Source organism: Halomonas sp. LMYGS-3 (assembly GCF_059509875.1).
Map to the genome: position 1 here is coordinate 17,675 of NZ_JCAKFQ010000010.1, position 22,882 is coordinate 40,556.

At 64.4% G+C, this 22,882-nt stretch carries 21 protein-coding genes; 5 read left to right on the forward strand and 16 right to left on the reverse strand.

Annotated features, from left to right (window positions below; genetic code table 11):
* Positions 1-96 precede the first annotated feature (96 nt).
* The 5 genes from AC5W54_RS11235 (at position 97) to AC5W54_RS11255 (ending at position 5,099) form a co-directional block, all read left to right on the forward strand.
* Positions 97-1,200, forward strand: coding sequence for an App1 family protein phosphatidate phosphatase (locus AC5W54_RS11235; RefSeq protein WP_495962177.1), 1,104 nt, complete (start codon positions 97-99; stop codon positions 1,198-1,200).
* A 54-nt stretch (positions 1,201-1,254) separates the two neighbouring features.
* Entirely contained in the window at positions 1,255-1,929 is a 675-nt protein-coding gene (locus AC5W54_RS11240; protein WP_495962178.1) for a zinc metallopeptidase, read from the forward strand.
* A 167-nt stretch (positions 1,930-2,096) separates the two neighbouring features.
* A complete protein-coding gene (locus AC5W54_RS11245; protein ID WP_495962179.1) occupies positions 2,097-3,233 on the forward strand; it encodes an ABC transporter substrate-binding protein in 1,137 nt (378 codons plus the stop codon).
* A 4-nt stretch (positions 3,234-3,237) separates the two neighbouring features.
* Positions 3,238-4,299 carry a FecCD family ABC transporter permease gene (locus AC5W54_RS11250; protein ID WP_495962180.1) on the forward strand — a complete coding sequence of 354 codons (1,062 nt, stop codon included), beginning with the start codon at positions 3,238-3,240 and terminating at the stop codon, positions 4,297-4,299.
* Complete coding sequence (locus AC5W54_RS11255) at positions 4,293-5,099, forward strand: ABC transporter ATP-binding protein (RefSeq protein WP_495962181.1); 807 nt, start codon at positions 4,293-4,295, stop codon at positions 5,097-5,099. Before AC5W54_RS11250 ends, AC5W54_RS11255 begins: the two co-directional genes overlap by 7 nt.
* Positions 5,100-5,126: 27 nt before the next feature.
* Here the strand turns inward: AC5W54_RS11255 and AC5W54_RS11260 are convergent, their stop codons facing one another.
* The 16 genes from AC5W54_RS11260 to AC5W54_RS11335 form a co-directional block, all read right to left on the reverse strand.
* On the reverse strand, positions 5,127-6,452 hold the full coding sequence (locus AC5W54_RS11260; RefSeq protein WP_495962182.1) for an NAD(P)/FAD-dependent oxidoreductase: 1,326 nt from the start codon (positions 6,450-6,452) through the stop codon (positions 5,127-5,129).
* Positions 6,453-6,504: 52 nt separating this feature from the next.
* Positions 6,505-7,986: an NAD-dependent succinate-semialdehyde dehydrogenase gene (locus AC5W54_RS11265; protein ID WP_495962183.1), complete on the reverse strand. Its 1,482-nt coding sequence runs from the start codon at positions 7,984-7,986 to the stop codon at positions 6,505-6,507.
* A 230-nt stretch (positions 7,987-8,216) separates the two neighbouring features.
* Positions 8,217-8,711 carry an Lrp/AsnC family transcriptional regulator gene (locus AC5W54_RS11270; protein ID WP_495962184.1) on the reverse strand — a complete coding sequence of 165 codons (495 nt, stop codon included), beginning with the start codon at positions 8,709-8,711 and terminating at the stop codon, positions 8,217-8,219.
* 88 nt (positions 8,712-8,799) lie between these two features.
* A complete protein-coding gene (locus AC5W54_RS11275) occupies positions 8,800-10,179 on the reverse strand; it encodes an aspartate aminotransferase family protein (RefSeq protein ID WP_495962185.1) in 1,380 nt (459 codons plus the stop codon).
* A gap of 299 nt (positions 10,180-10,478) precedes the next feature.
* The gene (locus AC5W54_RS11280) at positions 10,479-10,982 is read right to left on the reverse strand and encodes an Lrp/AsnC family transcriptional regulator (RefSeq protein WP_495962186.1); all 504 of its coding nucleotides are present in this window, start codon (positions 10,980-10,982) and stop codon (positions 10,479-10,481) included.
* 31 nt (positions 10,983-11,013) lie between these two features.
* A complete protein-coding gene (locus AC5W54_RS11285) occupies positions 11,014-12,357 on the reverse strand; it encodes an aspartate aminotransferase family protein (RefSeq protein ID WP_495962187.1) in 1,344 nt (447 codons plus the stop codon).
* Positions 12,341-13,420: a phosphotransferase gene (locus tag AC5W54_RS11290; RefSeq protein WP_495962188.1), complete on the reverse strand. Its 1,080-nt coding sequence runs from the start codon at positions 13,418-13,420 to the stop codon at positions 12,341-12,343. The genes AC5W54_RS11285 and AC5W54_RS11290 overlap by 17 nt, the downstream gene beginning before the upstream one ends.
* Positions 13,417-14,121: a haloacid dehalogenase type II gene (locus tag AC5W54_RS11295; RefSeq protein WP_495962189.1), complete on the reverse strand. Its 705-nt coding sequence runs from the start codon at positions 14,119-14,121 to the stop codon at positions 13,417-13,419. Before AC5W54_RS11295 ends, AC5W54_RS11290 begins: the two co-directional genes overlap by 4 nt.
* 344 nt (positions 14,122-14,465) lie before the next feature.
* Complete coding sequence (locus tag AC5W54_RS11300) at positions 14,466-15,392, reverse strand: 2-hydroxyacid dehydrogenase (protein ID WP_495962190.1); 927 nt, start codon at positions 15,390-15,392, stop codon at positions 14,466-14,468.
* A gap of 75 nt (positions 15,393-15,467) precedes the next feature.
* Positions 15,468-16,523: a tartrate dehydrogenase gene (locus AC5W54_RS11305; protein ID WP_495962191.1), complete on the reverse strand. Its 1,056-nt coding sequence runs from the start codon at positions 16,521-16,523 to the stop codon at positions 15,468-15,470.
* 51 nt (positions 16,524-16,574) lie between these two features.
* Positions 16,575-17,333, reverse strand: coding sequence for a cupin domain-containing protein (locus AC5W54_RS11310; RefSeq protein ID WP_495962192.1), 759 nt, complete (start codon positions 17,331-17,333; stop codon positions 16,575-16,577).
* 88 nt (positions 17,334-17,421) lie between these two features.
* Positions 17,422-18,699, reverse strand: a complete 1,278-nt coding sequence (locus AC5W54_RS11315; protein ID WP_495962193.1) for an NAD(P)/FAD-dependent oxidoreductase — start codon at positions 18,697-18,699, stop codon at positions 17,422-17,424.
* The gene (locus AC5W54_RS11320) at positions 18,696-18,914 is read right to left on the reverse strand and encodes a hypothetical protein (protein WP_495962194.1); all 219 of its coding nucleotides are present in this window, start codon (positions 18,912-18,914) and stop codon (positions 18,696-18,698) included. Before AC5W54_RS11320 ends, AC5W54_RS11315 begins: the two co-directional genes overlap by 4 nt.
* 90 nt (positions 18,915-19,004) lie before the next feature.
* Complete coding sequence (locus tag AC5W54_RS11325) at positions 19,005-20,315, reverse strand: NAD(P)/FAD-dependent oxidoreductase (protein WP_495962195.1); 1,311 nt, start codon at positions 20,313-20,315, stop codon at positions 19,005-19,007.
* A gap of 360 nt (positions 20,316-20,675) precedes the next feature.
* Positions 20,676-21,536, reverse strand: a complete 861-nt coding sequence (locus AC5W54_RS11330; protein ID WP_495962196.1) for a GNAT family N-acetyltransferase — start codon at positions 21,534-21,536, stop codon at positions 20,676-20,678.
* A 276-nt stretch (positions 21,537-21,812) separates the two neighbouring features.
* Positions 21,813-22,691, reverse strand: coding sequence for a GNAT family N-acetyltransferase (locus AC5W54_RS11335; RefSeq protein WP_495962197.1), 879 nt, complete (start codon positions 22,689-22,691; stop codon positions 21,813-21,815).
* Between the last annotated feature and the right edge of the window lie 191 nt (positions 22,692-22,882).

Consider the following 22,882-nt stretch of genomic DNA (forward strand, 5'->3'; position numbering starts at 1 on the left):
TGGCTGTCATCCGGCCCGGGAGATCACGATGCGCACACGGCAGGGCACCAGGGCGGCACCGATCCGGGGCCGGGGCGAAGCGGAACGGTACGGCTGATGGGGACCGGGCGTCATTCCGCCGGCGTCGCCCGGCGCGTGCTGCACTTCATCACCCGGCCGATGAAGCGCGATCTCGGTCGCGGTGGCATCGTGGTTCATCCCTACCGGGGCTACGGGTCCCGGCGGGAGGTCTTCGTCATGGGGCGGGTGTTCCACCAGGCCGCCCTGGGGCGGGCGATCCCCCACCATGGCATGCTGCGTGACGTGGCAGACGTGGCGCGCCGGATCGCTCGGCGTGGCGTGGCCGGTGCCCGCGTGGAGGCGAGCCTGGGGGCCAACCGGACCCGCGCGACCACCGACGGAGACGGCTTCTTCGACCTTCACCTCCCCCTCCAGACGCCGCTGCCGACAGACCTCTCCTGGCACCAGGCCGAGCTGCGGGTCAGCCAGGGCGATGAGCGGGTGCACTGCTTCGCCGAGGTGTATATTCCACCGCCGGAGACCGATCTGCTGGTGATCAGCGATATCGACGATACCGTGATGTACACCGGTGTTGCCGACAGGCTGCGCATGCTCTATCGCCTGTTCGTGCAACAGGCCCACCAGCGGACGGCCTTTCCCGGCGTGGCGCCGCTCTACCGGGCGCTTCACGTCGGTGCCGATGGAGGGGCCCGGCGCCCGATTCTCTACGTGTCGCGGGGGCCCTGGAGCATCTACGAGATGCTCGAGGCGTTCTTCCAGCTCAACCGCATCCCGGTGGGGCCGATCCTGTTCCTGCGCGAGTGGGGACTCTCCTGGCGCCACCCCTGGCCGCGTCGCGCCGAAGACCACAAGCATGACCTGATCACCCGCATGCTGACGATGATGGAGGACCTGCCCTGCGTGCTGATCGGCGACAGCGGACAGCACGACCCCGAGGTCTACACCCGTATCGTCAAGGAGCATCCCGGCCGGGTGAAGGCGATCTACATTCGTCGCGTCGATCGCCAGCCCGACCGCGAGCGGGCCATCGCGCGGCTGCGCGAGGAGATCGCACACACGGACTGCGAGCTGGTACTGGCCGCCGACAGTGTCGCCATGGCGGCCCATGCCCACCAGCATGGGTGGATCTCCCGGGCCGACCTGGAAGAGGTGCGCCAGGTGTGTGTCGCGGAGGGATGACGCCAGCCCGCGCAGCGGCGATGATGAAACCTCATCCAGGCGAACGAGGTCACGATGATCGTAGTCTTGATCGGCGTGCTGCTGGCCATCTTCCTGCTGCCCAACCTCTGGGCCAAGTGGGTACTCAACCGCCATGCCCGGCCGCGAGACGACTACCCCGGCACCGGCGGCGAGCTCGCCGAACATCTGCTCAAGCGGCTCGGCATCGACGGGGTCGAGGTCGAACTCACCGAGCAGGGCGACCACTACGACCCCGAGGCGCGCCGGGTGCGGCTGTCGCGGGAGCACTACGCGGGGCGTTCGCTCACCGCGGTGACGGTGGCGGCCCACGAGGTGGGCCACGCCATCCAGCACCACCAGGGCTATGCGCCGCTGCTGGCGCGCACCCGGCTGGTGGCGGTGGCCCAGCAGGCCGAGAAGCTCGGGGCGCTGCTGATGATGGCCGCCCCCTTCCTGTTCATCCTCACCCGCATGCCCGGCGGCATGCTGATCGTGCTGCTGGCCGCGGTGATCAGCTTCGGCACCGCCGCCCTGGTGCACCTGGTGACCCTGCCGGTGGAGTTCGACGCCAGCTTCCAGCGGGCCCTGCCGCTGCTCAAGGAGTACATCCCGCCCTACGACATGCCCGGCGCCCGCCATGTGCTCACCGCCTGTGCCTTCACCTATGTGGCCGCCTCGCTGGCCAGCCTGCTCAACCTGGGGCGGTGGTTGGTGATCCTCAGGCGGTAGGGGCGCAGGGGGCGCGGGCATCGCGCGGCAGGGGGGGCGCCGCCCCGACGTCATGCCGATTATCGGTTCAGGCCGGCTCGATCGGCGGTTCTCGCATGGATAGCTGTTGAGAATAGGAGTCATTAGCCATATGATTCCGCACATTCTCTACCACACGTGAGGTCTCCATGACGCTCCGCAAGCTTGTGGCACGCACCGCCATCGTCTTTTTCGCTGCCTTGTCCCCGACTCTCCACGCCCAGGCCGAGACCGTCACGGTGACCGATATCGCCGACCGGCAGGTCGAGGTGGACGTTCCGGTCCAGCGGGTCATTCTGGGCGAGGGGCGGCAGATCTATCTCGTGGCCGCACTCGATACGGCTGACCCCTTCGGGCGCGTGGTCGGCTGGCGTGAGGACTTCAGCCAGGCCGATCCCGACAACTACGCCATCTATCTCGAGCAGTTTCCGCAGATGGCGGAGATCCCGACCTTCGGTGGCTTCAAGGACGGCACCTTCGACGTCGAGCAGGCGGTCGCCCTCGATCCCGATGTGGTGATCATGAACATCGAGTCGAAGCAGGCGACGGAAGACGCCCGCTATATCGAGAAGCTCGCCGCCGCCGGTATTCCCGTGGTCTATGTCGACTTTCGCGAGCACCCCTTCACCAATACCGAGCCGAGCATGCGCCTCTTCGGCCAGTTGTTTGGCGAAGAGGAGCGGGCCGAGGCGTTCTCCGCCTGGCGCACCGCCGAGATCAAGCGCGTCACCGATGTCATCGCAGCGGCCGATCCCGAGCGTCCGGCCGTGTTCATCGATCGCGCCGGCGGCTATTCGGACGATTGCTGCATGAGCTTCGGCGATGAGAATTTCGGCAAATTCGTCGAAATGGCCGGCGGACGGAACATTGCCAAGGGTATCATTCCCGGCACCTTCGGCACGCTCAACCCCGAGCAGATCATCGCCTCCGACCCGGACCACATCATCGTCACCGGCGGTGACTGGGAGGCCTATGTGCCCGGCGGCAACTGGGTCGGCGTCGGCCCTGGCCAGGACGAGACGGAAGCGCGGCGCAAGCTCGAGGCGCTGACCGAACGGCCGGCGATGACCGGCGTGACGGCCGTCGAGACGGGGCAGATGCACGCCATCTGGCACCAGTTCTACAACAGTCCCTATCAGTTCGTCGCCATCCAGCAGATGGCGAAGTGGCTCCACCCCGAGCTGTTCGCCGATCTCGATCCCGAGGCGACCTTCCGTGAACTGCACGAGCGGTTCCTGCCGGTCACCTACCGGCCCGGCCACTGGGTCTCGCTCACCGATGAATAAGCCCATGGCCAGTGCCGCCCCGGCCACGGGCATGGAACGCGGCCGCTACCGCGCCCTGGTCAGGCGGCGACAACTGCTCCTCCTGGCGCTCGGCGTTGCGCTCCTCTTCAGCCTGTGCGTCGATCTCGCCCTCGGTCCCGCCCGTTACGGCCTCGGCGAGGTGGTGCGGGCGCTGCTTGCGCCCGACAGCGTGACCCAGCAGGTGCGCGTCGTGGTGTGGGAGATCCGCATGCCGGTGGCACTGATGGCCGTGGTGGTCGGCGCGGCGCTCAGCGTGGCGGGCGCACAGATGCAGACCATTCTCAACAACCCGCTCGCCAGCCCCTTCACGCTGGGTATCTCGGCCGCCGCGAGCTTCGGGGCGGCCCTGGCGCTGGCCTTCGGGGTGGCCATCATCCCCGCGGCGATCGCCTATGTGGTGCCGATCAATGCCTTCGTCATGGCCATGCTGGCGGCGCTGCTCATCCATCTGCTCAGCATCCGGCGCGGCGTGACGGTCGAGACCATCGTGCTGCTCGGCATCGCCCTGGTGTTCACCTTCAATGCCCTGCTGGCACTCGTCCAGTTCTTCTCTTCCTCGCAGGCCCTGGCCGCGGTCGTGTTCTGGACCATGGGCAGCCTCACCAAGGCGACCTGGCCGAAGCTCGCCATCACCACGCTCGCGCTGGTCATCGTCCTGCCCGTCTTGGCGCGACGCGCCTGGGCGCTGACCGCGCTCAGGCTGGGGGAGGACAAGGCGGCGAGTTTCGGCGTCAAGGTCGCGCGACTGCGCCTGGAGACGCTGATGCTGGTGAGCCTGCTGGCCGCCATCCCCGTGGCCTTCGTTGGCACGATCGGCTTCATCGGGCTCGTCGGGCCACATATCGCGCGCATGCTGATCGGCGAGGACCAGCGCTTCTTCCTGCCGGCCTCCGCGCTGGCCGGGGCACTCATCCTCTCCGCCAGCTCCGTGGTCAGCAAGGCCATCGTCCCCGGCACCATCTTGCCGATCGGCATCGTGACGTCGCTGATCGGCATTCCCTTCTTCATCTCGCTCATCCTCTCCAACGCGAGGCGCTCATGGTAACCCTTCGGCTCGACGATCTCGGTGCGGCTTATGGCAGCAAGCCGTTGGTCCAGGGCGTGACGACGCCGGCCTTTGCGGGCGGCGAGGTGGTGGCCGTGATCGGCCCCAATGCGGCGGGCAAGTCGACGCTCTTCAAGCGCATCGCCGGGCTCCTGCGGGGGCCGGGGCGGGTGCATGTCGAAGGGGCGAAGCCGGGGCGGGATGCTATCTGCTACATGCCCCAGGACACCTCGGCCAACTCGGTACTCAGTGTCTACGAATCGATCCTGCTCGCCCGCAAGCAGGGGGCGTCCTGGGCCGTCGGCGACGACGATCTCAGGCACATCGACGAGACCATGGAGGCGCTCGGTATATCGGAGATCGCCTTCAGGAACATCGGGGAACTCTCCGGCGGCCAGCGACAGCTCGTCAGCCTGGCGCAGTCACTGGTAAGAGAGCCGGATATCCTGCTGATGGACGAGCCGACATCGGCGCTCGACCTCTCGCGGCAGATGGAGGTACTCACCTTCACGCGCCGCCTCGCCCGCGCACGCGGCATGGTGGTACTGATCGCCCTGCATGACCTCAATCACGCGCTGCGCTTCTCCGACCAGGCCCTGGTCATCGCCGCGGGCCGGCCGATCGCCTGCGGCCCGTCGCCCGAGGTGATCACGTCCGCCCTGCTGCGCGAGGTCTACCAGGTCGAGGCGCGCATCGAGCCGTGCTCGCGCGGGCTCGGGCAGGTCATCGTCGACAGCGTGGCGGCGAAGGGGCAGTCGTTTACCCCGCTGGCTGCCGAATCCCAGATAAGCATCCGCTGACCGCCTCCTTGTAGCGAGGGCAGGGTGTCAGAACTCGGATACCTTGCCCCAGGCGCCCTTGTTCAAGCGTGACAGCTTGTACTGTGCGTGCTCGACGAATGGTGTCTTGCCCGTGACCATTTCTGCGATCAGACGCCCGGCGCCCGGGCCGATACCGAAGCCGTGGCCGGAAAAGCCGGCGGCCAGCAGGAAGCCGGGCAGATTGGCCGCCTCGTCGATGACCGGGACACCGTCGGGGGTGCTGTCGATATAGCCTGCCCAGCCAGCCTGAACGGGCACGCTGCCCAGGGCAGGCAACAGGCGGCGCGCACGGGCCAGGGTATCCCTCAGGATCCCCTCCGATGGGCGCGGATCGAGAATGCGGATGCGCTCCATCGGGGTGGGCCGGTCGAGCGCCCATTTCCTGCGCGTCTCGTGGCCTGACAGCCAGCCCTGCAGGTCGCCGGGGGAGAGCAGTTGCCAGCGTTTGGCGAACATCGGCAGAAACGTCGTTGCGAACCGCAGTTGCTGCGGTGTCGGGTCCAGGCAGGCGCGCCCCGCGGTGGCAAGCGTATAGCCGCCATCCCCACGTCGGGTGATCGTGACCTCTGCCGTGTGCAGCGCATCGGGCAGACCTTTGGCCCCTGGCATGACCGAGAGAATGGAGGAGCGCACCGACGCCTGGGGAAAGCGGATGCCGAGCTGGCGGCAGAAGGACGATGCCCAGGCACCGCCAGCCATCACGACCTGTGGGGTCTTGATCACCCCCTTCTCGGTAATCACCGCCGACACGCGACCGGCCTCGGTTTCGATGCCGCGTGCCGCGCAGTACTGATGCACCGAACCGCCCCGCTTGAGAATGCCCTTGGCAATCAGAGGGGCCGCCCGCGCCGGGTCGGCGATGCCGTCCGTGGGCGAAAACACCCCCCCTAGCCAAGGCTTGCCGGTCATCGCGCCGCGCTCGGAGGCTTCGGCGGCACTCAGCATATGGGTCGTGACCCCTTGGGTGATCGCGAAGTCACGCCATTTCGCCCAGCCGTCCAGCTCGGCCTGGTTATCCGACAGATAGAACAGTCCGCAGCGGCGGAAACCGAGGTCCTCGCCGAGGTCGGCGGTGATCTCTTCCCAAAGCTCAAGGCTCTTGGTCGACAATGGCAGCTCGCGCGCGTCACGGTTCTGCTGGCGGCACCAGCCCCAGTTGCGGCTGGACTGTTCGGCGCCGATGCGGCCCTTCTCGAGCAGCGCCACACTCAGGCCCTGGCGGGCCAGGTAATAGGCGGCACATACGCCGATGATGCCACCGCCGATGATGACGGCATCGGCGCGTTCTGGCAGGTCCGGAGTGGATGGAATCGTTAACAATGGAGCCGGCATGGGCTTCTCCTGGCCTGACTATCGATTTGTATACCGCTTCAGCCTGCGCACTTCAGGCGAGGTTGCCCTGGCACAGGTATTTGGTCGCCATGTAATCGTCGAGGCCGTAGCGTGAGCCTTCGCGGCCGTAGCCCGACTCCTTGATGCCGCCGAAGGGAGCCGATTCGGCGGCGAGTGCGCCTTCGTTGATACCGACGAGACCGGTTTGCAGACGCTCGGCGAGGCGCCAGATGCGTGCCACATCGCGGGAGAAGAAGTAGGCGGCCAGACCGTAGGGCGTATCGTTGGCCGCAGTTGCCACCTCTTCTTCATCCCCGAAGCGGAACAGGGGCACCACCGGGCCGAAGGTCTCGTCCTGGGCCAGCTCCATGTCGTGGCTGGCGTCGCCGAGCACGGTGGGGGCGTAGTAGTTGGGTCCCGTCGTGACGCCGCCGCTCAGGCGCTGGCCGCCCGTCAGCAGCGTGGCGCCACGGGCCAGGGCGTCCTGCACGTGACGTTCGATCTTGTCCACGGCGCGGGCGTTGATCATCGGGCCGATCTGGCTCTCCTCGCGATCACCGGGGCCGACGCGAAGCGACTGGACACGGGCCACCAGCTTGTCGGCGAAGGCCTCATAGACCGATTCCTGGACATAGACACGGTTCGGACTGACGCAGGTCTGGCCGCCGTTGCGGAACTTGGCGGCCATCAGGCCCTCGACCGCCGCATCGAGATCGGCATCCTCGAACACGATGAAGGGGGCGTTGCCGCCGAGCTCGAGCGACAGGCGCTTGAGCGTGGGCGCCGAATCCCGGGCCAGCAGTTTGCCGACCGCCGTCGAGCCGGTGAAGGTGATCTTGCGCACTCGGGAGTCGCTCAGCCAGGCGCCGACGACATCGCCCACCCGCTCGCGCGAGGAGGTGACGATGTTCAGCACGCCGGCGGGGAGCCCGGCTTCCTCGGCCAGCGCGACCAGCGCAAGCGCGGTCAGGGGCGTATCCTCGGCCGGCTTGGCGACCACGGTGCAGCCGGCGGCGAGGGCCGGAGCGATCTTGCGGGCAATCATCGCCAGCGGGAAGTTCCAGGGCGTGATCGCCGCCACCACGCCGACCGGCTCCTTGGTCACCAGCATTCTCTTGCTGCCCACCGGTGCGGGGATGATGTCACCGTAGCTGCGCACCGCTTCTGCGGCGAACCAGTCCACGTAGGAGGCGCCGTACGCCACTTCGCCGCGTGCTTCCGCCAGGGGCTTGCCCTGCTCGCGGGAGATCAGTCGCGCGAGATCCTCGGTATGCGCCTGGATCAGTGCATGCCAGCGTTTGAGGAGCCGTGCGCGCGCCGCTGCCGGCTGCTGACGCCAGCTGTCGAATGCGCGGTGCGCCGCCACGGTGGCAGCCTGGGCATCGGCGGCGGTGCTGTCGGCGACGCTGGCGATGGTTTCGCCGGTTGCCGGATCGCAGACGTCGTAGTGGTCGCCCGCGGCGCCAGGTTGCCAGTGTCCGTCGATGAAGTTGCTGGAGCGCGCCAGGTCGGGACGATCGAGTTCAAGGGCCATGTCTGCTGCCTCGTTGATTTGTTGGATGTCAAAGCCGGGGCGGCCAAAGGGCACCGCTCCGGGAAGGGGGCCGGGTCATGCAGGCTGTCGCATTGAGACTATATTAGGCAGCCCGGCCCGGCCGAGGCGTTCGTAATGGGGGGGCGTAATCGCAGAATCGGGTGTTTTCGAGGGGGAGCGCGGAAGCTTATGCTGTGGCAGGGCGCGAGGTCGCCTGGCGTACCAAGGGGTCAATCCTGGTCGCTGATCAACCTTTCGATCGGATAGTAATGTTTCACGACGGGCGACTTGATCACGATGTAGCTGAAATACTTGTCGATACCGATACCCTGCTCGAGCAGGTCCTCCATGACACTCTGGTAATGGACGACACTGCGGGTGAGAAAGGTCAACTGATAATCGAAGCCGCCACTGACCAAGTGACACTCGAGGACCTCGTCCACCTTGCGAATGTAGGACTCGAAGCGGGCGAAGTCTTCGATCCTGTGGTCGGACAGGGTGATCTGGGTGAAGACCCGCTGGATGCTGCCGAGCTTCTCGAGCTGTACGTGGGCACCATAGTCGGTGATGAATCCGGCCTTTTCCAGGCGCTTGACACGGGTCAGGCAGGGACTGGGGGAGAGGCCGACGGCGTCTGCCAGAGCGACATTCGATATCCGGCCGTTGCGTTGCAGATGACTCAGAATGCGTATATCGAGGCGGTCCAGCTTGGGTGCGCCATTCATCCAAGGCTCCGGTGGGTTCGGTCGATAAATCCGGTCGTAACATGCAAAAGCGCGACGCACCATTATCCCGGTGCGTCGCAGGCGGCCATCAACGCAGGACCTGGCGCACTTCGGGCTGATCGAGCACCGCATTGAGCGTACGTTCGAGGCGCTCGAACAACAGGGCGAAGTCTGTACCTGTATAGCAGAGTGCCGGGGCAAAGCCAAGAACGTTGTCGGCGAAGGCGCGCAGGATGATGCCGTTGTGGTAGGCGGCTTCGAAGATACGGTCGGCCAGTTTCAGGGCGGGATCGAAACGGGTCTTGCCCTCCTTGTCGGCAACCAGTTCGAGCGCGCCCAGAAGGCCGCGACTGCGGGCGTCGCCGACCAGCGGGTGGTCCAGCAGCGAGCGCAGCCCCTCCTCGAACCGCGGCGCCTGCTCGATGCCGTTCTTCAGCAGACCGCCTTCCCCATACAGGCGCAACACCTCCAATGCGACGGCGGCGCTGACAGGATGGGCGGAATAGGTGTGGCCGTGGCCGACCGGAACATCGGCGCCACTACCTTCGGCGATGCCCTGGTAGACGGCTTCGCTCATCATGACGGCCCCCATGGGGGCATAGCCGGCAGTCAATCCCTTGGCCAGAGTCATCAGGTCCGGGGTGACGCCTTCGGCTTCGCAGGCGAACATCGGCCCCGTGCGCCCGAAACCGGTGATCACCTCGTCGACCACGAACAGAATGCCAAGCTCCTGGCAGCACTCCTGCATGGCCTTCAACCAGCCCTTGGGCGGCACGATCACACCGCCGGAACCCTGCACGGGTTCGCAGAAGAAGGCCGCGACCCGGTCGGCGCCGAGTTCCTGTACTTTGTCCCGGAGTGCCGAAACGGAGGCGTCAATGATGGCAGCGGGATCCGATCCAACCGGGTTGCGGTAAGGGTAGGGCGAAGGGATACGATGCTGATTGGGCAGCGGCAGATCGAAGTTGCGGTGGAACACCGGCAGGGCGGTCAGCCCCGCTCCCTGGGATGAGGATCCATGGTAGCCCCGCTCGAGGGTAATGAAATGCTTTTTCTCGCTTTTTCCCAGGGCATTCCAATAGTTGACGATGAAACGGATCGCCGAGTCCACCGCATCGGAGCCACCCATGGTGAAATAGACGCGCTGCAGCGATGCTGGCGACAATTCCACCAACTTGGCGGCCAGCTTGATCGCCGGTTCGGAGCCGAAATGGAAATACCCGGTAGCGTAGGGCAGCCGGCGCATCTGTTCCTCGGCCGCGCGCACGATGCTCTCATGGCCGTAGCCGGTGTTGACGCACCAGAGGCCGGAAAAGGCATCGAGAAGCTCGTGGCCGTTGCTGTCGCGTAGGTAGGCGCCGCTGCCGGTTTCGAGTACCGTGACGCCGCGTTGCTCATGGGAGCGGTAGTTGACGACCGGATGGACGAGGTGATTGCGGTCCAGTGTGACGAGGGAATCTGTTTGCATGGTCATGTCGCCGAATGTGGAGTGAGCGTTGGGCCTGGTTCGAGCCGGGGCGGTTTGGCGCGAGTGTCGACCTGCCTGTTCCCGAGAGGCGTGCGGCACGATGCACCATGGCTCATGATAGCCAGTCAGCTGCGACGTTTTGTTGCGACTATTCGATCCGCCATGACCGAAAGTTTCGTAATCGTCCCTCGTTCGGAAGATACTGTCGATAGTCGTCCTGTCGCTGCAGTTGAGTCGCCACTGCCCTTCGCTTTACGCGCTCCCGGCGAATGGTTGAGTGCCTGGCCGCCGCAACAATATCACTCCCAACTTGGCTTTCCGGTTAGGAGAATATTCAGCGGATATTCGCGTTGGTCGAGTGGCTGGCGCAATACGATCCGGCTGGAAAATTTCTCGATCCCGATATCGTCCTCCAACAGCCGCTCCATGAGCGCCTGAAAATGGGCAACACTCGGTGCCACGATTTTCAGAAGGTAATCGTAACCGCCACTGACGTTATAGCAATCGACGATCTCGCGGTACTTGTCAGCCCCTGCTTCGAATTTACGGAAGTCGCGCACACGATGGTGGCTGAGGGTCACCTCGGAAAACACGATGACGTGGCTGCCCAGCTTCTCCAGCGCGACATCCGCGCGGTAGCCCCGGATAATGCCGATTTCCTGAAGCCGTTTCGTACGAGACAGGCATGGGCTCTCACTGAGGCCAATGGCCGCGGCCAGATCGACATTCGAACAGCGCCCCTCGCGCTGAAGATGCACAAGAATCTTGATGTCGAACCGGTCGAGGGGCGCTGACGATCGCATGAGTCGATAGTGCTATCAGTGGTGGTCGTGGTTACCCCGGTTGCGCTGCGGTTAGCGCGTCATCGAGCGTTGCGATTACCATGCCGGCTTGTTCCGCTGTCAGCACCAGCGGCGGACGAATCTTGAGCACATTGTGGCCCATCGCGCAAGCGCTGAGCAAGACGCCGTTGTCGCGCATGCGATTGACCACCCGGGTGGTGAGCTCGCGGTCGGGCGTTCGCGCTGCGCGGTCCGAGACGAGTTCCACGCCGACGAACATGCCCACGCCGCGCACGTCACCGATGGCCTCGTGCCGGCTGGCAAGTTCGGCGATGCCGTCTCGCAGGATCTTTCCGACCCTGGCGGCATGCTGCACCAGGCCTTCCTTTTCGATCGTATCCAGCACGGCCAGCGCCGCCGCGCAGGAGACGGTGTTACCGGCGAAGGTGTTGAAGTACCGCGAGTTCTTGCCGAATTCCGCCAGCGCGTCAGCGGTGGCCAGCAGTCCCGCGACAGGTTGTCCATTCCCCATCGGCTTGCCCATGGTGACGATGTCGGGGATGACGCCGTGACGCTGGAAGCCCCACATATGCTCGCCCGTGCGGCCGAAGCCGGGCTGGACCTCGTCGGCGATGAACAGGCCGCCGGCGCGCTTGATCGCCTCGACCGCGCCCTTCAGGAAGCCCGCGGGCTCGGGGAGAATGCCGTCGCTGGTGAACAGGGAATCGACAATCAGTGCCGCTGGCTTGATGCCGTGACGCTGCAGATCGGCGATCGCCGCCTCGACATCGCGGGTGAAGCGTTCGCCGAGATCAGCCCCTTCGGCATGATAGAGGCGCGGTGCCGGGACCATGCGAACGTGTGCGCCGAGATCGACCGTCACGCCGAGGGATGGAGAGAATTTCGACACGGCGTCGGTGAAGCCGTGATAGGCGGTGTCGGTCACGATCACGCCCGTGCCGCCGGTGCGGACCTGGGCGATACGATAGGCGACGTCGTTTGCCTCGCTGCCCGTGCAGGTCAACATGAGGTGGGCAAGCTCGGTCTCGGGCACGGTGGCGAGCAGGCGTTCGGCCAGTTCGAGAATCGTATCGTGCAGATAGCGGGTGTTGGTCGCGAGAACCTTCACTTGCTGGCAAATCGCCTCGGTCACCGCCGGGTGACAATGCCCGAGTGACGCGACGTTGTTGTAGATGTCGAGGTAGCGGCGACCATCCGGATCGATCAGCCACACGCCTTCGCCGCGCACGATGTGCAGCGGATTTTCGTACATCAGCCGATAGGCCGGGCCGAGCAAGGCATCGCGCCGCTCGATCATCGCCGCGGTGACGGGGCTCAGGGTGGCACGCCCGGGGATATAGGCATTGACCATATTGAGATCAGTGGTGCTGTTCATTGGCTTCTCCTTTTCGTACTTCGGTCAGCAAGCGATCGCGCGCCTCATCGCGGGAAAGATCGGCCATCCAGGAAAGTGCCTCCCAGGACGCGGGATTGTGGCGCATGATGTAGGCGTGGTTCTCGGGGTAGCGTTTGGCGCGCCATTCCGAAATCAATACGGTGATGAGGTGGCGTGTCGCCATGAGATCGGCAACGATCTCCTGCTCGATGTCGGTAAGCGGCAGCGTCGCGTGATAGGCCCCGACGAACTGAGCCGGCCCCTCGAACGGATCGGCGTTGCCCGTGGTGTGAAAGGCCGCCGCCGTCGCGACCTCGCCGACCAGCGGTGCATGCAGCATGTCGCCGAAGTCGATGATCCCCACGATGCGTTCATGATCGTCGGGGGCGACCAGCACGTTGTAGAGGTGAAAGTCGTTGTGGATGACCTGCGCCCTCACCGAGGCCAGACGCGGCAGCACATGGTCGGTGAAGCGCATCATGAACGACTCGGCGAGCGCGCGACGCGGGGCGTCCACGATGGCCTCGAGCTTGGCGGTCAGCCGATGCGCTGCGGAAACATTCCAGAGCAGATCGTGCGTCGCCGAAGGATGCGAGAAATCGCGCAGCGCGAGGTTCAATTCGGCGAGCACCGTTCCCATTGCCCGGCGCTGCGCGGCGTTCCGGGGAGTCTCGCGGATCTGGACGCCGTCGAGATAGGTCAGCATCCGCACGGTGGTTTGGACCCCGTCGGCCAATGTCACCGTGTCGCGCGACTGCCCGTCAAGCGTCCGCACGACGCGCGGCACCGGCTGGTCCGGCGATACGCGGGCGATGTGCTCGAGTGCTGCGATCTGGAAATCGACGACCGACACCGGCTCGGATGGATTGCTGATCTTGAGGACGTAACGCCTGCCGTCTGCGGTCTCTATGCGACAATTCTGGTCGCGCTCACCCACCAGTGATTTGACGCTACCCTGGATGCCGTAGAGACGACCGACCAGGGTAGTCACCTCGTCGGGGGCAAGGCAGGGCACCGCCGTGCTCAACGCCGCTGCCGCAATCGAAAGATTCTCCGCCATCATGCGCCTCGTTTCATCGTGGCGGTCTGGGGCAGACATTCGAGCCCAAGCAAACCGGGAAGTTGGCGAACATCGGTCAATCGGTTGACACCATAGCCGTCGAACGTGGGCTCGTGACCGCGATCGATGAACGCTTTGGCCATGAATCCCAGGTCGGACGCCGTCATGAGGTCGTAACGAAAGCTCGACGAGACGTGCATCATCTGGTCTGGTCCGCAGCCGAGCTGATCGAACATGTATTCGAACATCTGGGCCCGTGGTTTGTAGGCGCGTGCTTCCTCGGCGGTGTACACGGCGTGGAAGGGTGCCTTGAGGTGGGCGACGCTATGCGGAATCAGATCGACCATCGAGTTCGACAGGATCACCAGCGGGACATGCGGGGCGATGGCCTCCAGCGTCTCGACGACGTTCGGATGGGGCTGCCAGGTCGGGACGGCGTCGTACAAGGCGATCGCATCGGATGGACGATATTCAATACCGTGCGCCTGGCACGCCCGCTGAATGGAATTCTCCACGACCTCAAAGAACGGCTTCCAGTCACCTAATACTTCATCGAGGCGGTAGAAGCGAAAGCTCTCCAGAAAAGCCGGCATCCGATCAGTCGGAACACGATCTTCGAAGAGTTTCTTTGCAGTCGGCCCCATTTCGAAGTTAATGAGCGTCCCGTAGCAATCGAAGCTGATGAATTTCGGTTTATATGTCATTTGATTGATCTCCTGCAGGTTGACGACAGGTTGACACATACCAGTCTATGAATATCGGGGCTGCGGAGATGCTTTATTGCTGCAAGACTCAAGCAGTTTCCTTTTCGATCTGCAGCAGGCATGACATTTTCTGTGGCGTTCGTTGTGGTCGAACTGTGTCGGGGCCGCCTGTGTCAGGATGAGTGTCCGACTTCCTGAGATGCCGCGAACACGGCGTGTATCGGCAGGAACTTGAGCGCTGGCGGCAGGGGCGGGGGCGCAGGGACTGGCGGCCCCTGAAAAGCCGTAGGGTGGGGAAACCCACCCTACCATTCGTTCTCCATCAGATCCCTCGGGATGGACGACTAGTAGCCTCGCGCCCTGTCAACCAACCCGACCAGCGGCAACCCTTCCCGGTGCCGGCGCAGGTTGTCGAGCACGGCCTCGGCGGATGTGTCCGGCTGCGTCATGCTGGCGACATGGGGCGTCAACATCACCTTTGGATGCGTCCAGAACGGATGCTCCTGCGGCAGCGGCTCGACACTGCATACGTCGAGAATCGCCGCCGAGAGATGGTGGCGGTCAAGGGCATCCAGCAGGTCGGCTTCGACCAGATGGTCGCCGCGTCCCAGGTTGATCATCACGGCACCTTGCGGCAGCTGCCGGAACAGCTGTTGCGACAGGATGCCACGTGTCTCGTCGGTCAACGGCAGCAGGCAGACCAGGATATCGGTACGCGCCAGGAAATCCCCCAGGTCTTGCTCTCCCGCGAAGCATTCGATACCGGGCAGGCTCTGCCCGGAGCGGCTCCAGCCGGCACACTGGAAACCGAAGTCGCGCAGTTTCACGAGCACCGCTTTGCCCAGGGTCCCCATGCCCAGCACCCCGACGCGGCGTGTGTTCGCCGTGCGTACCGGCAGCGGCTTCCATATCCCCTCGCGTTGCTGGTTGGCATAGGTGAGCCAGTCGCGGTGGGCGGCCAGCACGGCCAGCGTGGCATATTCGACCATGCCGGCGACCAGGCCGCTCTCGATCATCCGTACGACCGGAATGTGCCCCGGTATTCGGGACAGATCGAACTGATCGACGCCTGCGCCCACCGAAAACACCAGCTCCAGGTTGGGGAAGGTTTCCGCCATATTCTCTGGCGGCTGCCAGGCGGCGAGATAGCGCACCTTGGTCGGGTCGCCAACGGACGGCCATACATGGAAATCGATCTCCGGCGCGCGTTTGGCGAACAGCTCTGCCCAGCGTGCACCGCGGACCGGTTCGGATTTGTAAAGAAAACTCATCTATCAATCCCTCTTTGATCGGGACTCGGCCGGGAGTCGGATGGACGGTTTGGCATGCCGTTGCCCACGCCGCGTTCAACGGCCGAGTACCGCCTGGATCTGCCGGGCCAGTTCGCCAGTGCTCAGGGTGCCGCCCATATCCGGTGTACCGGCCCCGGTGACGGTCACCTCTTCGATCGCGTCCATCAGGTCTGCGGCCGCAGCGCTCTCGCCCAGGTGCTCGAGCATCAGGGCACCGGCCCAAAGAGTCGCCAGCGGGTTGGCGAGCCCCTTGCCCATGATATCGGGCGCCGATCCGTGCACCGGTTCGAACATCCCCGGTACGCCGCCGGTCGGGTTGATATTGGCCGAGGCGGCGAAGCCGAGCCCGCCCTGGATGGCGGCGCCGATATCGGTGAGGATATCGCCGAACAGGTTGGAGGCGACGACGACGTCCAGAGTCTCCGGCGCCGTGATCATGCGCGCGGCGATGGCATCGACGTGATAGCGGGTCACTTCGACGTCCGGGTAATCGGCGGCGACCCGGTCGGTCATCTCATCCCAGAACACCATGCTGTGACGCTGGGCGTTGGACTTGGTGACCGACGCCAGCCGGCCACTGCGCTGGCGAGCCTGTTCGAAACCGTAGCGCAGGACGCGCTCGACGCCGGCACGGGTAAAGATCGAGGTTTCGACCGCCACTTCCAGGTCGCCGCCACGGTGGACGCGACCGCCGGCACCGCTGTATTCGCCCTCGGTGTTTTCCCGGATGCAGAGGATATCGAAGGGGGCACTCGACCGCAGGGGGCCCGGTACGCCCGCGAGCAGCCGGTGGGGGCGGGCATTGACCGAGAGGTCGAGACCCTGCCGGATCGCCAGCAGCAGTTCACGCAGGGAAATGTGGTCCGGAACCCGATCCGGCAAGCCGACGGCACCGAGATAGATGGCGTCGACCCCCTTTAGTTGCTCGACGCCATCGGCCGGCATCATCTTGCCGTGAGAGTGGTAATAGTCGCACGACCAGGGTAACCAGGTACCCTCGAGGGTGAAGTCGTGTTGCCTGGCCACGGTCTGGAGCACGGGCCAGGCGGCTTCCAGGACTTCGGTTCCGATGCCATCGCCGGGAAGCAATGCTATGCGGTAGTTGTTCATCATTGTTCTCGTGTTAAAGGGATAGTGTGATGCAGGATCCCTGCTCAGTTGCTACACCGGGCGGTAAATCGCGTACACCTTCTTCACATCCTCGAGGCTTTCCCAGCTCCATTCGGCCCCTTTCTCGACCAGGCAGATGTCGCCCTTGGTGAAGGTGCGCGTGGTACCGCTCTGCTCCACGACCGTGACGGCCCCAGCCAGCAGGTGCATCAGTTCGTACTGCCGGGATTCCATGGCGCGACGGTGGTAGGGGGTCGAATCCCAGGTGCCGCACATGAATTCACCGTCGACGGAACGGTAGTCGGTATGGTTGCGGCAAGAAGGCGTCGGGCCGACCAGCAGTTCCACCGCGGGCGTACCCGAGGGTTCCAGTACCGCCGCGTCGTCGATGGCGATCAGGCTCCCCTCTCCTGCGCTTTCTCCCTTGTAGCGTACATAGAGCAGGGTGGCGGGTTGCGGGCAGTGCCAGTGGAAGCCGGCGCCGGCACTCAGCACTGCGCTGGCACTGTCGGCCAGCGCGAGCGTCTGGCCCTGCTGGTTCAGTGTCAGGCTGCCATCGCAAAGGATGATGAACTCGTCGGCCGGCAGCTCGGCCACGCTGCCCGTACCCGCTTCCAGTCGGATGGCACCGATTTCAACCGGCCCGGGGGGCAGCTCCAGAGGATAACGGTTCGCCAGGAAGGCATCCGCCTGGCCGTCGACTTGGCTGGCCGGGGCGGAAGCGACCTCCCTGGCGAACTGGCGCAGGTCAATGATGGATGGGTGAGACGGTTGGCTGGCAGCCTGGCGAGAGTCATGAGATTGCGGCATGGAAAACCTCGGGTTGATTATTGGTGGAAGTCACCAGTGGGTAGAGCTCGGGCATGATCGGCCGATTCACTCAAGAGGAGTGGGCTGATCAGGGCAGCATGTCCTTCATGCGGTAATAGGCGCCCACGATGGGCAGGAACCAGGGCTTGCCCGTGTGCATGGGAACCGCGCGCCAGGCCATGCCATCGAGCGGATTGGTATCCTTACGGCCCATGGCGATGTCGGCCAGGACACTGCCGATCAGGGTCGAGACCTGCGCGCCATGTCCCGAATAGCCCATGCCGTAGATCACCCCATCGGCGGTGCCGGCGCGAGGGTAGCGGTCCTGGGTGCAGCCGACGAGACCGCCCCAGCAGTAGTCAATCTCGACGTCGGCAAGCTGCGGAAACACCTCGACCATTTGTTTGCGCAGCAGCTGCCCGGAGCTGACGTCGGATTTCTGGTTTGAGGTCGACGAGAACCTTGCCCGGCCGCCGAACAGCACCCGGTTATCCGGGGTGAGGCGGAAGTAGTTGGCGATGTTGAGCGAGTTCGTATAGTTTCGGTTGCCCGGCAATGTCGCCGCGACCTCTTCCGGCGTGAGCGGGCGCGTCACGATGATGAAGGAGGCAACCGACATCATCCGCCGACGAAAGTAGCCGAAGGTCTCCGTCGTGTAGGCATCGGTCGCCAGGATGACCTGCCGGGCGACCAGGGAGCCGGTCGGTGTGGTCAGTCGCCAGCCGTTCGGTACCCGCTCACGGGCAATGACGGGATTGTGCTCCCAAATGGTTGCACCATGACGATGCGCCGCCTGGGCCATGCCGATGGCGTAGCGCCCCATGTGCATCATCGCGGACTTCGGCGACAGCACGGCACCGTGGAAGGCGTCCGATCCCAGCTCCTTGCGCACGTCCTCGCGTGAAAGCCATTCCACCGTGGGGTCGACCTCGCGGCGGATCTCGTCGCACATTGCCTGCAGCTTCTTCACATGCGAGGGCTTGGAGGCCAGCTTGAGCTTGCCGCCACGGCGGAAGCTACAATCGATCTTCTCTTCATCGATGATCGCCTCGATCATGTCGATCGAGTCGTCATAGGCCTGCCACAAGCGACGAGCCTGGGCATCTCCGAAACGGGCCTTGATGGCGCCGAAGCTGGCGAAATGGCCACTGTTGAGGTGCCCTCCGTTGCGTCCCGACGCACCATAGCCGACATGTTCGGCCTCGAGCAGGGCGACTTTCGCGCCGGATTTCGCCAGCTGGCGCGCGGCATTGAGGCCCGTGAAGCCTGCACCGATCACCGCTACCTCGAACTCCCCCGAGACGGGGCCGGCCACGGCGTTGTCGAACGGAACCGAGGTGTCGTGCCAATAGGAAACGAATTTCATTGCTGCATCTCCTGCGAGAAGTCAACTAGCACGCTGTTCCATGAATCCTGCACCGCCTGGTCAACGAGATCGGCGTCCGCCACCGGCAAGCCCGCATAGGTCACGCCGTCGGAAGGGCGTTGCACATCGATCGCGCTCGGGCCGCAGGCGATATAGCGACCACCGATGAAATGTGCACTGCGCACTGCGATCCGGTTCGGGTCAAGGCGTTCCATGACAACTTCCTCTCGACAGTTGGGTGAGCCGGGGCGTACGAAGCCTAAGGCATGGCTGGCAGGCCAGGCGGATGACCGCATCGACCCGGGTCATCGCTTGGCGCGCCACATCGCGATTCGGTCCTGCAGTGCATAGCCCTGGATGACGGCCGGCATGAACCACGGGTTGCCACGATAGAACGGGATGAAGGCCGGCGGCCGAAAGTCGAAGGCCGAGCGAGCGTTCGTACTGTTCCCCATCAGTTTGTGGGCCGCGCGTGTGCCTACCCAAGGTGCCCAGACCACCCCCGAACCGCAGAAGCCGGTGGCATAGAGCACGCCGTCTTTCTCGAAGATGCGGGGCAGCATGTCGCGGTTCATCGCCACGTTGCCGAACCAGCTGTGCGAGAGGCGAACGTTCTCGAGTTCGGGAAAGCGTTTCACCAGGCCCTTGCGCAGGCGCAGTGCCGGTGCCGTCGGGTCGCCGACGCGGGAGCTGTCGCGGCCTCCCAGCAGAATGCGTCTGCCGTCGGGCGAGGGGCGGTAATAGAAGCCCAGTTGCAGGCCCTCGCCCATCATCATCCGCTTCGGCATCAGGCGCGCCATCACTTCCGGCGCAAGTTCCTCGGTGGCGATGATCCGGCTGCGAACCGGCACCAGGCGACGGCGCAGAAAGGGAGCGGCAGCATCGGTATAGCCGTTGGTGCAGACCAGTACCTGCCGCGCCTGAACCGTCCCGGCCGAGGTGACGACGCGAAATCCGGAGCCGTCCCGCGCTATCGAGCTAACGGGAGTGTTCGAATGGACCGTCACTCCCGCAGCCAATGCCACGCGCAACAGTTCGGCGTGGAGCTTGGCCGGGTTCAGCCCACCGATGTCCATCCGGACCGTGCCGCCGCGGTAGAAGTCGGTGCCGATATGGTTGCGCTGCTCGGCATACGGAACGGCGTAGGACTCGATCCCCAGTCTCTTCGCCAGCGCCTCGGCGCCACGGGCCATCTTCTCGTACTGTTCGTAGCCGATGGCGCCTTTGAACAAGCCAGGCAACTGGAAGTCACAGTCGAGCCTTTCCGTCTCGATGAAATCGTAGAGGAATTCCCGTGCGATCTTGCCCTCTGCCTCGATGGCCAGCGCCTTCTGCTCACCTAAGCGCCGGCTGATCGTGGCGTAATCCGGCCGGATACTGCCACTGGTGATGCCGCCGTTGCGCGACGAGGCGCCCTCGCCCGGACTCATGGCATCGAAGGCGGCAACCGACCGTCCAGCGCGCGCCAGTGCAAGCCCGGCCGCAAGCCCGGCGTAGCCTGCGCCCACGATCAACACGTCGAGATGCTTGGCCAGCGGCTGCTGCGGCAGCGGCTTGACGGGTGCCGTTTCCCACCAGTAAGCCGTATTCTTTTCGGCGACTCTGGGCTCGTGCATGTGGCTGACTTCTCGTTGCGTTATCATGGACCGAGAACCTTGCTTGTGGCGAACTCCCCGACGCAGAGACGGTGATCCTTGCCTATCGAGGTCGACTGGAGACCGGCTGCCGCGTACAGGTATTGAAGCTGCGTCGTCCTGGAGTATGTCGACTTAGAGTATGGCGATTTCCATTTCTGAAGGTTCGCCGAAACGCGGCACCCTGGCAGCAGAAAACCTCGATAAGGGCATCTTGTTGGCATATTGTTCTGCGCCTGCCATGCTCGGCTCTCCCTGACCAGTGGCTGCGTATCCGCGCAGCCAAGGTCCTCAGAGCCGGGGGCGGGGAGGGCGTGGAACAGCTCTGGTGCCGTAGCCGGGTTAGCCGAGGGCCTGGTTGATGATGGCGAACTGCTGCAGGCCAAGGGCTGGCTCGGGTGCGTCACCCCTCACCATGGCGACGACCGTATCGACCTGCAGGAGACTGAGCTCTTCCAACCAGGGGCTCAATTGGCTGGAGTCGTGGACATCGATGCGCACGAAGGCGTCGGCATGGGTTCCGAGCAGATAACTGATCAGGGCCTTGGCGCGTTCGGGATCGGGCGCAACCACCGGCCCGATCACGTAACCGTGTCCGAAACGGCGCATCAGCGCGAAACCAGTGAGCTCTCCGGAGCTGTCGATGGCAACGCCATCGGCGACCCGAAGCAGTTCGTTCAGGACCATAGCGCGGGGCAGGCCGGCACCGCCTGCCGCCAGTTCGATCAGCTTGGCGTGATCGTTCGTGCCCACCCGTCGTATACGGTCTCCAGACGGTGGCGCAACGACTGCTGGTTGCACGACGGTCCCCCGGTGCTGGTGGACCTCGCCGATGGCCATGAAGCCTAGTCGCTCGTAAAGGGGTTGCCCGGCGGGGGTGGCGAGCAGCAGTGTATTGCGTTCGCCGAGCAGGTCGAGTATCGACTCCATCAAGACGCGCCCGATACCGCTGCCCTGGGCCTCGGGCGAGACGATGATCATGCCGAGCGACGCATAGTGGTCGCCATGGTTCCAGCACAGGGCCGTGCCAATGACCTCGCCGCCGCGCTCGGCGACGAAACCGCTGCCGAGATGGTACACGAACTGCCAGTCTTCGAGGCGATGCGGCCAGTGAACCGCTTGGGAGAGCCGGAAGGCGGTGGGCAGATCGCTTTCCAGCATGCGCCGATAGGTAATGTCAGTATCAAGGTTCTGTACTGTCATGAATCGTTCCTCCATAGATTCTTGTAACTCTGGCGCCTGGCGTAGGCCAATACTAGGACGTTCTTGCCGTTATGGAGGTGTGATTAGGGGTGAGAGATGAATTCGGTAGTAATGTCCGGAGCCGGTGGCAGGAGCGAATGAAAGTGCCGCTGAGACCCGTACTTTTGGCATGATATTGTAGGTGGTTGTGCGAAACTGAGTTGGCCGAGAGGGTGGGAACGGGGCATGCGATCCGCCGCTCTTATGCACGGCGATTTAGGGCATCCTGGAGGCCGCCTAGCCCAGGGACTGGTTCACGAGCGCGAAAGTGCTGATCTCGGTATCGGCCGGCACCACGGAGGGCAGGGACATGGCGGTCACCCTGTCATACTCCGGCATTCCGCAACGCTTGAGGAATTCGGTGAAGCCGCCCTCGGACTGGGTGGTATCGACTCGGAGGAACCTCCCTGCATGCTTCGCCACATGGGGGGCGGTCAGCGCGATGGCATCGACACTGTCCTTCGCGACAACCGGTCCTACGACATGGCCTCGACCGAACCTGCGGCATAGGGAAAAGCCGGCTGTACGCCCCTTGCGCTCGAGCACTGTGCCATCGGAGCACGCGACGAGTTCTTGCAGGATGGCCGTTCTATCGGCACCGAAGGCGGCCTGATCGAGGCGGGCGATGTCCGCGAGGTCTTCCGCTTCCAGCGGGCGAACCCGGGCGTCGGCTGGCACCGGAAGCTCACCGGGGTCGATTGCCGTGCCCTGGTGTTTGTGCACGATGGCGACAGGCTTGAAGCCAAGGGCGTCAGCGAGGCGATAGGCGACCCGAGGGGCGATGATCTGAAGACGACGGCCGTGGCACTGCTGCATCACGTGATCCATCAGCCAGCCGCCGCCACCCTGCGCCTGGAGCTGTGGCGAGGTGATGACCATGCCGATGGTGGCGAAATCGTTGCCCATCGGAAACCACATCGCCGAGCCGACGATCCGGCCGATCTTGTCGCAACCGGCAAACCCCTTCCCGAGCTTGAGCAGCATACGCCAGTCATCGGGGCGGTGCGGCCAGCCGACACCCACCGACAGCTGGTGCAGCTTGTCGATATCGTCGTCCTGAAGCTCTCTCAGCGTCAGCTCATAGGTATGCAGGCGCTTTGACGTCGCGGTGGACACTTGGCTCTCCGAAAAAGGCTCTGGTATTACGACTCGTCAGTGTGGCAGGAGGAAAGCGTCATTGCTAGGACGTTCTTGCCGCATGGGGGGTGAAAAGGTTCAGCAAAGAGTATTCGGCATTAATGGCTCCAGGGCGTGTCATCAGCGCAACTTTGTACCGCTTCGACCTGCCCTGGTAGCACAATATTCCG